Here is a 13,908-nt window from a genome sequence, read left to right as displayed (position 1 = left end):
CCAAGGATTGAAAAGTTAACCATTTTTTAGAGCCATGGGGACAGGTACATTGGCTTGATTTTCGTTAGAATATATATTTTTTTGCTTGGGATGGAAAAGGGTGGTCCAATACCTGAATTGAAGGGATATAAAGAATACTGTCGCAGTTTATTTGCTGCGAAATTCATTAATTAACGAATTTTATTTTAATAATTTTATCAACGTACTGTCACATTTTAACAAATCAAACATGTAAATATTAGAATAGTAATGTGGGGGACAGATGTGAAATATTTTAAATAAAGTTTATAAAAAAATATGCCAGGGCCTTATAACATCTGGAGAAGTATTGCTAATTTGTTCGGGGATTTTCAGGTAGGGAGAAGTAGAATTATGGAATTGGGAATGGAATGGGAAATCCAATTCTACTAATTAATAGGAATAAGAATGGAAGAAGATTAAAAAATAAGGAATGGAGCATAAGTAAAAGGTTTATTTCGAACTATGCTCAGCTTATGGCTTATGGTTATAAACGCCATAAGCTGAGTTGTTCGGAACGTGCTTGGAAAAATCTTATGTCCATTCCTATGTTAAATTAAGGAACCTAGGACTGCGATTACTTGTCCCACGGCCCTAAAGTCTAAAGTGAAATTAGGCCGAGGAACCTGTCCCCATGGCCTTATTGTTAATCAGGCCGAGGATTGTCCCCATGGCCTTATAAGTAATATAGTATGTCTTCTAGTTCTTCGAATGTGTTTGATAGGATAGAGTTTCCTAGTATATAGGTTATTACTGTGATCATGATTAGTACTAGGAAGCTATGATATACTTTTTGTCCTTTGTTATTCACTTGGGATGATTTTTCATAGACGTATAGTACTGGAATAATTACAAATGCAAGTATATTGGAAATAACTAAAGGAATCATTGTTAATGCAATAGATGATGATAAACCACCGATGATAGCAATTAAATTTAAAGCTAGTAGTGGAGCAACTAGACTACCAAATTGGGCTAAAATTGTTTTGAATCCATCCGTGTGTTTTGCAAGTTTTGTAATCGCAATAACACTTCCAAGTGTGATTGCTAGAATGATTATAATACCGAATACTAATCTAGAATTTATTTCAAAGAAAGGAAGTGATTCTTCCATAAATCCACCGAATGTTTTTTTGAAAAATGAATTAGCTAACCAATAAAGGCTTATTGAGTATGTAACAGCAAATAAGATTAATGTTACTAGTCCATTCACAAAGTTATTAGTACCTGTTTGGAAAGCAGTTGTAGGATTTTTCACTAATTCTAGTAGATAAGACCAATAATTAGATAATCCTCCTTTAATAGCTTCTACTGTTTCTTGTGTTTGCTTAGTGCCTTGCTCTGCGTTAACAGCAGATGTAGATGTTGCTGCACTTTGTTGTGCACCTTCGCTTGGTGGATTTACTGGAACAGTTGTATCTGCAGTTACAGCTGTTTGTTCCATTTCTAACGGGCCACCACATTCCTCACAGAACTTTCCAGAATTCTGTTTTGTACCACAGTTTGAACAAGTTAACATGTTAACTCTCCTCGTATAATTATTTTCGGATTTAATTGTTAAATAGGAAAATATAAAGTTTTCCCCTCAGGATAAGAAAAACTAACACATTCGCTAAAGGGTAAGCGATTCCGTGTGGGTTTTTCTAGGATTGGATTTATGAGTTAAACGATATGAAATAGTTATAAAGACTTTAATATTATGTAAAAACCCATAAATCGTTATAAATACCTTCCAACCCTCCTTTTGTTATTTAAAATTAAATCCCGTTTCTCTCACTGACAATTATAGACAATAATTGCACTTTTTGAAATAGGTTATTAGGTATTAGTGCTTAAATTCATGAAAATATTTAGGAAAATAGATATAATGGAGAATTTTTCTAGGTATAAAGGCTTAACAAATATATGGTATTGCATTATAATTTGGAAGAAATATTACAAATTATATAATTTATTTTGCACAAAGTGAGGGAATAGAGAATGGTAAAGTATTGTAAAGAGTGTGGAGGGGAGCTTGCATCATCGTCACAAAAGTTTTGTAAGCATTGTGGTGCATCATTAGAGCAGGCAAGTCCATCAGCACCAGCTACTCAAAATGAGTCAGCGGTCGTTCCAAAAGAAAGAAAAAAGCTAACAAAGAAGCAAAAACTGATTTATAGTATAGGGGCAGCATTTATTGTGTTGGCAATAGGTTTCTTAGCATGGGGTAAGTCCTATGCGTCTCCAGAAAAAACAATGGAAAGATTTGTCGATGCTTTAGCAGAAGATGATTATGAAAAGGTTCAAAAACTTGCGACCGTTGAAGGCAAAACTATCTCAGATGAAGAAGCTAAGGCTGTTGTTTTACTAGATAATGAGGATTATGAATACATAGATTTAGATTTTAAAACGATGAAGGATTTTTATGAAAATAATTCCCTTATCAACGTAGAACAGGATGGAAAATGGTTAGGGATATTTGATCGTCATCGTATCGTATTAGAACCACAATATGTTGAATTTTACTTACCATTTGAAGGTGTTGATGTTGCTTTTAATGGTAAAGCATTCAAGTCAAAAGAAGCAGATGGGTTAATGGCTGTCTATGGCCCGCTTGCTCCAGGTGTTTATGATGTAGAAAGTAGTTTCAAAGGGGATTACACAGAAGTTGATAACAAAGAAAAGATGTCCCTTGTTGGTGGTTATTCGTACTATGATATTTACTTAGAAGCGGATTATGTTTCACTGCAACTGGATAATTATACGAATATACCGATTACCCAAGCATATGTAGAGGTTAACGGTGAACAGGTGGCTTTCGACGAGTACTTATATATTGAAGAATTTGGTCCTGTTAGTCTAGATGGGAAAACAGAAATAAAACCCGTGATTGAAACGGAATGGGGAACCATTAATTCCGAAGCTATTAAACTCGAAGAATCATATTACACAATTGAAGTTAATTCACTGCCGGAGGAACTGACTACTGCAATTTCAGATTCCGTTTTGTTATATGGTGAAGATTATGTAAAGGCACATGCTGCCTTAGATGTGAAACTATTTACGAATGTAACTGATCGGTTGGCAGATGTTTTCACATCAAACTTTGATTATTATCGTGACTATGAAGAATTGTTTACAGGACAATTCGATTCAGTAGAAATTGACTTTACTAGTTTTTATTTTAATGATGAAACAAGTGCTGCTGTACCTGCGAAGTTTTATTTTACTGCTGCCTTGTATGATGCTGGTGATGAAGCGGAAACAGAAGAAAGAATTGATCATTGCTATATAGATTTGTCCTATGATAAGGAAAACGATACTTGGCTTATTAATGGATGCGAAGAAATTTGGTATAGTGATGATTTTGAAGCTACAATAACGTTGGATGGTTCTAAGGAACTTCAAGAATCCAATGTGGCTCCTGTGTCAAAGGAAGATGTAGCTAGTGAGGATGCTATTAGCCAAACAGTGGAAGAATATGTTTACCAATTGGTAGAAGCAATTAATTCGAATAACTATGAAAAGGTTCAACCTTATATTAAAGCTGGAAGTGCTTTAGAGGATATGCAAAAAGATTTGGTAACACGTTTAAATGAGAACGGTGTAACACAAGAAGTTATCAGCGTTTCAGTTACCGACATTGCAGAAGACGGAGATAACTGGATTGTTACGACAAGCGAACAGATTAAAATTAAATATGAAAGCGGCGAAGAAGAAACAAATGACTACGTTTGGAAATATACCGCCACAACAAACGAACAAGAAATAGTATTGACCAATATTGAATAAAGCCATGGGGACAGGTTCACTGGCTTGATATCCGGGATACTAAATCGCTTGTAAATTGATAAAAGGTATTTAGTTCAATAAGATAATTGGACTAAATACCTTTTTGTTATTGTTATAGTTTGTTTGAACTGTAGCTGAAAGTTGACTTTTAGGTTAACTTGAATAGTTTATGGTCGTGCGCGTGGTATCCGGTTAAAGTCACGCCACTAATATCTATTCTCGCAAGTGCTTTGTTATATTTTGCGCAGCAGAGATGTGATCTCCGACATGTAGTCTCCGTTGCGCGATTTAAGTAGATGGGCGGAAGAAACTGTTCCATGGCCCTTTGCTCACTAAATAAAGCCGAGGAACCCGTCCCCATGGCCCACGTCCCCATGGCCCACATAGAATAAGGCCGAGGAACCTGTCCCCATGGCCTTAAATCTCCTTCAATATCACTTTTACTAATGGGTGTTCTGCTTCTAATCCTGATATTTCTTGAAGGGTGGTTTCTATGCCTTGTTCGGTGATCATTTTTTGCAGCTTTACTGCTTCTTCATCTTTTTCGTTTTCAAATTTAAGGGCTGCTGCTATTGTTTTAGCTAAATAAACGGGTTCTTTTCCGCCTGTTACTTCCATATACATGCTTGCTGGACGAATTAGACGATCATTGGCACCAAGTTTACGAATTGGTCCGCGGGCAACTCTTGTTACTTCGTCTGATATATATGGATTTTTGAAGCGGCTAATAATTTTTTCGATGTATGCTTGATGTTCCTCCGGGTCAAATCCATATGTTTGGATGACTGCTTCACCAGACTCAGCTAAAGCCCCTTTAATAATTTCTTGTACTTGCTCATCATGCATGGCTTCATAAATGGTATTGTATCCTAGCTGGTTACCTACGTAAGCAGGTACTGCATGTCCGGTGTTCACGGTAAATAATTTTCGCTCGATATAAGGCTTTAAGTCTTGAACATAAGTTACTCCGTCAATCTGTGGTACAGACCCTATAAATGTCGACTCTTCCACAACCCATTCATAATAAGGTTCAACAGATACTTCTAACGGATCTTCATTTACCTGATTCGGAACAATTCGGTCAACAGCAGCGTTCGGGAAACCATATAATTCATCAAATAATTCATGCTTATCATCCGAAATATGGCTATAAACTTTTTCCTTTAATAATGAACTTCCACCGACCATGTTTTCACATGCAATCAGGTTTAAGGCTTGCTTATTGATTTTCGCTCGTTCACTTAATCCTTTAGCAATAAGTTCCGAAATGATAGTTAGAATATTCGGGCCAACCGCGGTTGTTATTATATCCGCTTTAGAAATTGCTTCGACCACTTTCTCTGGGTCCGCGATACTATTAATTGCCGATACATTTTTTACCATAACTGTCTCGCTTTTTTCCTCGGCAAGTACAACCTTGTATTCCCCGCGCTTATTGATTTCGTCGACAATAGCTGCATTTACATCGACAAAAATTGTTTCGTAGTTTGCTTGTGTTAATAAAAGGCCGATGAAGCCTCTACCAATATTACCTGCGCCAAAGTGGACTGCTAACATTTAGTTCACCTCTTCGAAAATGCTGATGATTTCTTCTTCTGTGCTTGCGTTAACGATCTTTTCGATATTTTCTTCTTCAGATAATACGATGGCGATATTGGATAGTATTTCTAAGTGATCGTCACCCTTTCCAGCAATACCGATTAATACTTTAACTACGTTTCCATCACCAAAGTCAACACCAGAAGGTACAGTAACAACGGATAGACCTGTTTTTTGAACAAGATCCCTTGCGTCCTCTGTACCATGGGGAATAGCAACGTTATTTCCCATAAAGGTGGATGTTAATTGTTCTCTTTCTAGCATCTTTTCAATATAGCCCGCTTCTACATGGCCGTTATCTACAAGAATCTTACCGGTAAAGCGAATCGCCTCTTCCTTATTACTAAATGCTTGATTTAACTTAATGTTAGTTACACTTAAAATTTCGTTTGCCATTTCCTGATGCACTCCTCTTATAATAGTTTTTTTTCTAATAAAAATTTCCGAAATTGTACGGATAAATAGTCTTTCACTTTTTCTTTTTCACCAGTTGAAAATAATTGAATGCTTTTCTCATCCTGAACCAATAGGCTACTAAGGAAACTAAAAACTTCTAGCACCTCTTGCTGTACTTTTTCCGGAGCAAGCATTAATAAAATAGTCGAAATCGCCATTTTTTCATTATCCATTCCCGGAACATGTAATGGATGTACCAATTTATAAATGCTTAGTGTCGGCTCGTTTATCTCTATTGAACGAGCATGGTATAGTGCAGCAGATGTGCCTGGAATACCTAATCCACTTAGCTTTTCCCTCTCTAGCAACTTTTTAACAACATTATTTTTATTACTGATCTTTTTTTCCATCTCTAATCTCATAGAAGCCTCATATAAGATGGATTCCAGTGACCGTTTGTCGTTTATTTCCTGAACATGGAGGGATCGTAAAAGGTTTAATATTGCCTGTGAGTAGTGATTTAATGCTTCTAACTCTGTGATAATATCACCGTTATCCATGTTTTCGCGGTTAAATGGTTCGATCTTCCTTCCCGTATGGAATGTTAACTTCTTTTGATTAACCAGTTTCTTTATTTGGTGAATTTCATCATTTGTCAACATAGGGGAAGTTTGAATATATTTTCGTCCAAAATCATTTAGCGGAATAGTTGAAACAATGAGGTCATATGTATCGAGATCTAAATGCTTCAAATCAAAAAATGATTGATTGTCAACGTGGTTAATTTCTGGTATTTTTTGCATGAGTTTTGTAGATAGCATTTTTGCTGTACCAATTCCAGTGGAGCAAATAACAAGTGCATGTAAATCTACTTTGGTATCGCTCAATAAAGCCGAAGCAAAATGTAACACAAGGTAGCCAATTTCATCCTCTGGAAAATCCATATCAGGAAATGTTTCCAGAACACCTTCCTGAATTAAATGAAACAAGTCATTATAATCCTTTTTAATGTTCTTAATTAGTGGATTGACAATTCGCATATTCTGTTGTAACCGATAAATTGCTGGTTTTAAATGAGCAACTAAATCATGCAGTAGGCCTGATTTAGATGCTAAATCTACACTAACACCGGTGCTTACAAATTGAATTAAAGACTTTGCTTGGAAGGCAATATCTATGCTAGATTCCTCTATTAAATAATCCTGATCAACACGTACTTTTGCTCCCATTAAATGCATCGTTATATAACCAATTTCATCCTCTGGTATAGAGGTGTTAAGCTTAATCTCTAGTTTCTGTAACATCTTTTTTGCAATCGCAAATTCTTTTGTTTTTTCAATTTGTTGCATAAAGGATTGGTCAAATTTAATTGCCTCTCCCTTATGCAATCTTTCAATCGCAAGAGCTAGATGAACAACGAGGCCAATATGAGCACTATCTGCAAGTCCATAAGGTAACTCGACGCGCGCATCCTCTACAACACTCTCAATAATGCTTAATCTTTCCGGATTAATAAAATCTAATAATCGATTGGAAATGGTATTTAACTGATGGGTAGATTCTTTTTGGATGTTTTTTTTTATTAACGATACAAATTCAAATGGGTCGATATACTTCGCAATTAAATCACTTAATGCTGCTCGTTTATTGGTTTCATTTCCGACGATTTCTATACCGTAGCCTCTTTTTCTAGTTAAGGTGAGGTGGAACATCGCTAAATCCTGTTCCAATTGGTCTAAATCAAGGCTAATCGTTGCTTCTGTTACTTTTAATTCATTAGCAAGGGTGAACAATTTTAAAGGTTCATTCATTTCGAGAAGTGTCGCTAAAATAATGGTTCGTCGCTCTTCTGGTGAAAAGTCAAATACCGTTACATTGGAAAGTGTCTGATGAAACTTTTTCTTATCAGCTTCATTCCCATTAATATGAAGTCCTACGCCTGACTTTTTCATTAATGCTAGATTGTAGGTTGAAAGCAATTTTTCAATACCTTTTAAGTCTCGATGGATGGTTCTGACACTGACCTCGAGCTCCGTTGCAATAGTATTAACGGTAATATCCGTCTCAGCTTTTAACAGTAGCTTGATAATTTCACGTTCCCTACTTGAAATCTTCAAAATTATTCACCCCCTTTGCCATAGTGTTATTTTTATTTATTAAAACGGTCTACTAATTCATCGTACTTTGGACTATTTAAGAAGTTCTCTACAGAAATATGCTCGGCTGATGATATCTTCGCTTTTGCCCGATCTGTTAAATCCTTATGCGTAATAACGATATCTGCATCATTTGGAATTTCATTGATTGCTTTATTCGTTACAAATATATCAATATCCGACTTTTTGAATTTATTCTTGAGTAGAGAGGCACCCATTGCACTTGATCCCATTCCAGCATCACATGCAAAAATAATTTTCTTAACGTCCTCATTATTTTTCACTGTTGATTCCGGTTCCTTAACAGTTTCTGTTTCTTTTGTTAAAACTCCTGCTACAGAGCTTTTCTTACCTTTCATTTTTTCCATTTTAGCCGTTGCTTCGGTTAAATCTTCTTCTTCTGCTTTACTTGTCTTTAGGATGATTGCAGAAACAATGAATGAAACGACTGCTGCTACTGCCACACCAAGTATTACACCAAGGTAACTGCCTTTTTCTGTCATAGCTAATACCGCGATAATACTACCTGGTGATGATGCTGCAACTAATCCAGCGTTAAAGATTTGGAATGTAAACACACCACTTACACCACCAGCGATCGCTGCTAAAATTAATGCAGGTTTAGCTAAAACATAAGGGAAGTAAATTTCGTGAATTCCACCAAAGAACTGGATAACTGCCGCACCTGGTGCAGAAGCTCTTGATGCACCTTTTCCGAAGAAAGTAAATGCAAGCAAAATACCTAATCCTGGTCCAGGGTTTGCTTCAACTAGGAAAAGAATTGACTTTCCAGCTTCTGCTGCTTGCTCTAGCCCTAGTGGTGTTAAAATACCATGGTTAATTGCATTATTTAAGAATAAAATCTTCGCTGGCTCAACGATAATATTTGCTAATGGTAATAACCCAGCAGCAACAATTCCTTCAACACCTGCTGCAAGTAGACTAGTTAGACCTTCTACAACTGGTCCAATTCCCCATAAACCGAAAATTGCCAGAATAGCAGCAAGAATACCTGCTGAGAAATTGTTATAAAGCATTTCAAAACCTTGACGAACTTTGTGTTGGAATACTTGATCAATTTTCTTCATCAAGTACCCTGCAAGTGGACCCATAATCATGGCTCCTAAGAACATTGGAACATTTGCCCCAACAATTACCCCCATTGCTGCAGTCGCTCCAACGACACCGCCTCGTAAATCATAAACCATTCGTCCACCTGTAAACGCAATTAAAAGTGGTAATAAATATTTAATGGTTGGGTCAACTAACGAAGCAATATTTTCGTTTGGCCACCAGCCATCTGGAATAAATAGTGCTGTAATTAGCCCCCAAGCAATAAATGCAGCAATGTTAGGCATTACCATTCCACTTAGGTAACTACCAAATTGCTGTGTTCTAGCACGAAAACTTTTTTCTTCCGTCATAATGAAACCCCTTTCATAAATGTAGTAAATTAATTATTATTCCTTACTTTTATCATAGGAATTTTGTACTGTATAGGCAATGTAATCTTAATCGGGATTTGGCAATAACGTTGTTGACAAAATCTAATTAGGTAGTGGTGAAGGTTTTGGCTTTAGTTTGTGCATTGGCTGGAAATGTACTATTTATCATACTTTATCTTACCAATTTAGCGTAATATCATTCCTGTTAATGGGGGATTAGGATTAAGCTAGTCATCCAATAAAACAACAAAAAAAGCGCTCTAACCTTAGCTAGAGCGCTCGATTCAACTTTGATTATTTTCCATCAACTACAGAAAAAGCTGCTTCATCTGCAATTACTGTTACATTAGGGTGATTGTTCAAGACAGATGCTGGAACCTCTTCGGTCACTTCACCACTCACTAACTTAGCAAGTGCTTCCGCTTTACTTTCCCCAGAAATAAGTAATAAAATTTCCTTGCTATTCATGATTGTATCGATTCCCATGGAGATTGCTTGCGTTGGAACTTCTTCAATCGTGTTAAAGAATCTAGAATTTGCTTGGATAGTTGATTCATCTAAATTAACTACTTGCGTTTTACTTGTAAACGGTGTTCCAGGTTCATTAAAACCGATATGTCCATTTGCACCAATACCTAATAACTGTACATCAATCCCACCAGCTGCTTTAATTGCTTCTTCATGATCTTGACATTCTTGTTGTAAATCAGCTGCAACACCATTTGGAACGCGAACATTGTCTAATGAAATATCAACATGGTCAAATAATTTATCCTTCATAAAAAAGTAATAACTATTTGGATCATTTTTTTCTAAGCCAACATATTCATCTAAATTAAATGATTTTACATTTTTAAATGATACGTCACCTTGTTTATGTTTTTCAATAATGTTTTTGTATAGCCCTTCAGGAGTTGAACCAGTAGCTAATCCCAATTTTGGGTTATCTAGGCGATTGATTCGTTCAATTAAGAAAGTGGATGCAGCTTCACTCATTGCAGCATAATCTTTTACTCTAATTATTTCCATTGTTATTCTCCTTTGTCATAAACACCATGTTACATGATGATATTAGATTCAAATTAAAAACCTTAGCATCTTCAATTTCTACACAATTATAAGTTACAAAACCAGTTACAGCCACATTTAAAACAAACTGAATCAGTTATAGTAACAAATAACGCAGAAAGCCATAGCCCTTGCGTTTAATATTATATCAAAATATATAACCACAATCTAATACAATCAGACCAAAACACAAACGACTATGACAGAAGTGTGAAACAAGCCAGGGGGACAAAAGCCAGGGGGACAGGTACACTGGCTTTGTAATGATAAGAGCCAAGGGGACAGGTACATCGGATTAAAATAATAATATAAAGTAAAGTTAGAGAAGGTTGGGGGAAATAGGACAAGAAATCTTTTTTGAAAAATCCAATAGGCAACCTAAAATAGAAAAGAGCCGAGGGACCTGTCCCCGCGGCTCTGTTACTTGTTAATTGTTTTCAGTGGTTCTAAGGCGAGTTTTTCGATTGCGTGAGCTACTCCGCCTTCATTGTTTGAACGTGTTTGGAAATCTGCGGCTGCCTTTACTTCTGGAATGGCATTACCCATTGCTACGCCACATCCTGCAAAGGTGATCATGGATAAATCATTACCGTTGTCACCGATACACATTACCTCTTCTTGCTTAATTCCGAGTTTTTCTGCTAGCTTTTTCACAGCATTTCCTTTACTAACTTCTGGGTGTACAAATTCTAAGAAGTATGGTGAGCTTCGAACAATTGTGTAATTGTCATATAATTCATCTGGTAGTGACTGGATTGTTTGAGCCAGATTATCAGGATGGTCAATATACATAACTTTGGGTATGGATAAATTTGGTAATATATCGCTAACCGCTTGATAACGTAATGGAATTTTATTTAGATAGGATTCTAAAATCGTATATTCACTAATATTGGCATTCGGTGAGTAAAGCCTTTCTTCATCAAAGAAATGCATTGGTGTGTTCAATTTCACACTTAAATCGTATAGTTTTACTAAATCATCATATTTAAGTGATAATCCAGCTACTACTTCACTAGTATGTGTATCTTGTACAAATGCACCATTATAGGCGATGGCATAATCGCCAGCTTCATCTAGGTTAAGTGCCTCAATATAGCTACGCATACCACCAATTGGCCTTCCGGAACAGAGGACTATCTTTATTCCTTGTCTTTTTGCCTCGGCCAGGGTGTTTTTTACATCTTCTGGTACTTCATGCTGGTCATTCAAAAGTGTTCCATCCATATCTATTGCAATTAATTTATACATAATGGTCTCCAATCTCTTGTTGTTACCCCCATTATACGACAATATACTGAAAATATCATATTTCTTGAGAATACCACGGGGACAGGTCCCTCGGCTTTGCTATATACCAAGATTAGGATGGTAAAGTAGTCAGTGGTAATCCCTCTGAAAAAGAGTTATTCTTGGAGTAGATTCTACTAGTCTATCAGCATTCAATTAAACCAAAATAAAGCTTGAGCCAAGGTACTTGAGACAGGGACTACGGTTACTCGCACCACCGAAGACCTTTTGTGGTTACGGTTCCCACGGAAATGATTTGTCCCATAGCTTGAAAGGAGAATTTCTCTTGCAACTCATAGGAACTTTTGTAATCTTACTTTTAACTATTATTCTATTTGTCACTAATCGAATCCGCGTTGATCTTGTGGCGATTATGGCGCTACTTGCATTTGTTATGTCAGGAATTTTAGAGCCAAATGAGGCGTTAGCTGGATTTTCTAATTCTGTTGTTATTATGATAGCGGGGTTATTTGTGGTTGGTGCGGGGATTTTACGGACAGGTCTTGCGCAAATGGCAGGAAATTTATTATTAACATGGTCTGGGGACAGTGAAAGAAAGCTATTTTTCCTCTTATTAACCATTGTTGCCTGTGTGGGTGCATTTATGAGTAATACGGGAACGGTTGCTTTAATGTTACCGGTCGTTGTCAGTATTGCTATTTCCATAAAAGAAAGTCCTTCGAAGTATTTAATTCCATTAGCATATATAGGAAGTTTGTCGGGATTATTAACATTAATTGCATCCCCGCCAAACCTAATTGTTAGTCAAACATTAGTAGACTATGGTTTTGAACGATTAGGATTCTTCCAAATTACCCCTATAGGCGTGATTGCAATTATAGTCGCGATTTTTTACTTATTCTTAGTAAGAAAAACAGTTATACCGAATAATAAAAGTAGAGGTAATTCCGGTGATACATATCAGATTTCACCAAAGCAGCTAGCGGAGGATTATCATTTAGGTGGTAATCTTTTTCGGGTTAAAGTAGAAAGTGATTCAGCGATTGTGCATTCTCCATTAACAGATTTAGGAATACCGAAGCAATATCAAGTATTTGTTTTGAAAATTGAAAGGCATGCAAAAGAGGGTTTGCGTATTTTGCCAATTACGTATCAAGAGATGGCAGGGCCAAATAGTATTATTCAAGCGAATGATATTTTATTTGTTCAAGGATCAGCTGAAAAAGTGGATTTATTTGCTAAGGCGAATGGATTGACGATGGTAAAAGAAAAATCAGAGGCAGATTATCTTGTTACGAAAGAGCTTGGAATGGTAGAAGTTTTACTAACGCCTCATTCCAGTTTCGTTAATAAAACAATTGCCAGTATAGGTTTTAGAGAGAAATATAATTTGAATGTTGTTGGGATTAACCGTAAAGGTAATTATGTGTTAAGTGATATGTTGAATCATCCTCTCCGATTTGGTGATGCATTACTTGTACAAGGCGCTTGGGATGATATTGAGCTATTATCTAAAGAAACTGGGGATGTCGTTGTTGTTGGACAACCAAGAGAGTATGCAAGTAAGGCGTCGGCAAATGGAAAAGCCCCCATTGCAGGTGCAATCATGTTACTTATGGTTATCCTGATGATTTTTGAGGTTTTTCCAGCAGTAATTTCTATCTTAATTGGTGCAGTATTAATGATTCTGACCGGCTGTTTGCGGAATATGGATGATGCTTATAGCGAAATGAATTTTGAAAGTATCGTATTAATTGCGGCAATGCTACCTATGGCGACAGCTCTAGAAAAAACAGGTGGAATGGAACTTATTTCAAATGGAATTATAGATGTACTTGGTAGCTTTGGTGCATTTGGTGTGCTCATAGGGATTTACTGGCTAACCATTGTGTTTGGCCAAGTGATAAGTAATACTGCAACAGCGGTATTGTTTGCCCCAATCGCTATGAATGCAGCTATACTCATCGATGCCAATCCGTATACATTTGCCATGGTCGTAACAGCAGCATCAGCAATGGCCTTTTTAACACCTTTTTCTTCACCAACAAATGCACTAGTCATGACAGCAGGAGGATATAAATTCTTTGACTTTGTTAAAGTTGGAGTTCCCCTGCAGGTGATTATGTTTGTGGTAATGATTATTGTAATACCATTGCTGTATCCGTTGTAAATCGAGCCATGGGGACAGGTTCCTCGGCACGATT

Annotated in this window: 9 protein-coding genes; 2 read left to right on the top strand and 7 right to left on the bottom strand. The window is 36.5% G+C overall.

Annotated elements, in window-relative coordinates; translation table 11 throughout:
• Nucleotides 1–694 precede the first annotated feature (694 nt).
• On the bottom strand, nucleotides 695–1,537 hold the full coding sequence (locus K332_RS0108690; RefSeq protein ID WP_026907102.1) for a zinc ribbon domain-containing protein: 843 nt from the start codon (nucleotides 1,535–1,537) through the stop codon (nucleotides 695–697).
• A gap of 461 nt (nucleotides 1,538–1,998) precedes the next feature.
• Between K332_RS0108690 and K332_RS0108685 the strand changes: the two genes are divergently transcribed.
• Nucleotides 1,999–3,789 carry a zinc ribbon domain-containing protein gene (locus K332_RS0108685; protein WP_026907101.1) on the top strand — a complete coding sequence of 597 codons (1,791 nt, stop codon included), beginning with the start codon at nucleotides 1,999–2,001 and terminating at the stop codon, nucleotides 3,787–3,789.
• Nucleotides 3,790–4,206: 417 nt separating this feature from the next.
• On the opposite strand, the gene K332_RS0108680 is transcribed toward K332_RS0108685, so the two are convergent.
• The 6 genes from K332_RS0108680 to yidA form a co-directional block, all read right to left on the bottom strand.
• The gene (locus tag K332_RS0108680; protein ID WP_026907100.1) at nucleotides 4,207–5,346 is read right to left on the bottom strand and encodes a mannitol-1-phosphate 5-dehydrogenase; all 1,140 of its coding nucleotides are present in this window, start codon (nucleotides 5,344–5,346) and stop codon (nucleotides 4,207–4,209) included.
• Nucleotides 5,347–5,784 carry a PTS mannitol transporter subunit IIA gene (locus tag K332_RS0108675; protein ID WP_026907099.1) on the bottom strand — a complete coding sequence of 146 codons (438 nt, stop codon included), beginning with the start codon at nucleotides 5,782–5,784 and terminating at the stop codon, nucleotides 5,347–5,349. It lies immediately after the preceding gene.
• 17 nt (nucleotides 5,785–5,801) lie between these two features.
• Nucleotides 5,802–7,901 carry a BglG family transcription antiterminator gene (locus K332_RS0108670; protein ID WP_026907098.1) on the bottom strand — a complete coding sequence of 700 codons (2,100 nt, stop codon included), beginning with the start codon at nucleotides 7,899–7,901 and terminating at the stop codon, nucleotides 5,802–5,804.
• Between the two features lie 32 nt (nucleotides 7,902–7,933).
• Nucleotides 7,934–9,364 carry a PTS mannitol transporter subunit IIBC gene (locus tag K332_RS0108665; RefSeq protein ID WP_026907097.1) on the bottom strand — a complete coding sequence of 477 codons (1,431 nt, stop codon included), beginning with the start codon at nucleotides 9,362–9,364 and terminating at the stop codon, nucleotides 7,934–7,936.
• A gap of 315 nt (nucleotides 9,365–9,679) precedes the next feature.
• Nucleotides 9,680–10,414, bottom strand: coding sequence for a glucosamine-6-phosphate deaminase (gene nagB, locus K332_RS0108660; protein WP_026907096.1), 735 nt, complete (start codon nucleotides 10,412–10,414; stop codon nucleotides 9,680–9,682).
• A gap of 459 nt (nucleotides 10,415–10,873) precedes the next feature.
• Nucleotides 10,874–11,704, bottom strand: a complete 831-nt coding sequence (gene yidA, locus K332_RS0108655; RefSeq protein WP_026907095.1) for a sugar-phosphatase — start codon at nucleotides 11,702–11,704, stop codon at nucleotides 10,874–10,876.
• Nucleotides 11,705–12,029: 325 nt separating this feature from the next.
• On the opposite strand from yidA, the gene K332_RS0108650 reads away from it, so the two are divergent.
• Complete coding sequence (locus tag K332_RS0108650; protein ID WP_026907094.1) at nucleotides 12,030–13,874, top strand: SLC13 family permease; 1,845 nt, start codon at nucleotides 12,030–12,032, stop codon at nucleotides 13,872–13,874.
• Nucleotides 13,875–13,908 lie beyond the last annotated feature (34 nt).

This window comes from Paucisalibacillus globulus DSM 18846 (assembly GCF_000482485.1).
GTDB lineage: Bacteria > Bacillota > Bacilli > Bacillales > Amphibacillaceae > Ornithinibacillus > Ornithinibacillus globulus.
The sequence above is the reverse complement of the archived record's forward strand: the minus strand, read 5'-3'. Positions and strand labels throughout refer to the sequence as shown.

Excerpts from the sequence above, each read along its gene's own strand:
- K332_RS0108665 (WP_026907097.1), bottom strand. The coding sequence starts at position 9,364 with ATGACGGAAGAAAAAAGTTTTCGTGCTAGAACACAGCAATTTGGTAGT.
- yidA (WP_026907095.1), bottom strand. The coding sequence starts at position 11,704 with ATGTATAAATTAATTGCAATAGATATGGATGGAACACTTTTGAATGAC.
- K332_RS0108690 (WP_026907102.1), bottom strand. The coding sequence starts at position 1,537 with ATGTTAACTTGTTCAAACTGTGGTACAAAACAGAATTCTGGAAAGTTC.
- K332_RS0108675 (WP_026907099.1), bottom strand. The coding sequence starts at position 5,784 with ATGGCAAACGAAATTTTAAGTGTAACTAACATTAAGTTAAATCAAGCA.
- K332_RS0108680 (WP_026907100.1), bottom strand. The coding sequence starts at position 5,346 with ATGTTAGCAGTCCACTTTGGCGCAGGTAATATTGGTAGAGGCTTCATC.
- nagB (WP_026907096.1), bottom strand. The coding sequence starts at position 10,414 with ATGGAAATAATTAGAGTAAAAGATTATGCTGCAATGAGTGAAGCTGCA.
- K332_RS0108685 (WP_026907101.1), top strand. The coding sequence starts at position 1,999 with ATGGTAAAGTATTGTAAAGAGTGTGGAGGGGAGCTTGCATCATCGTCA.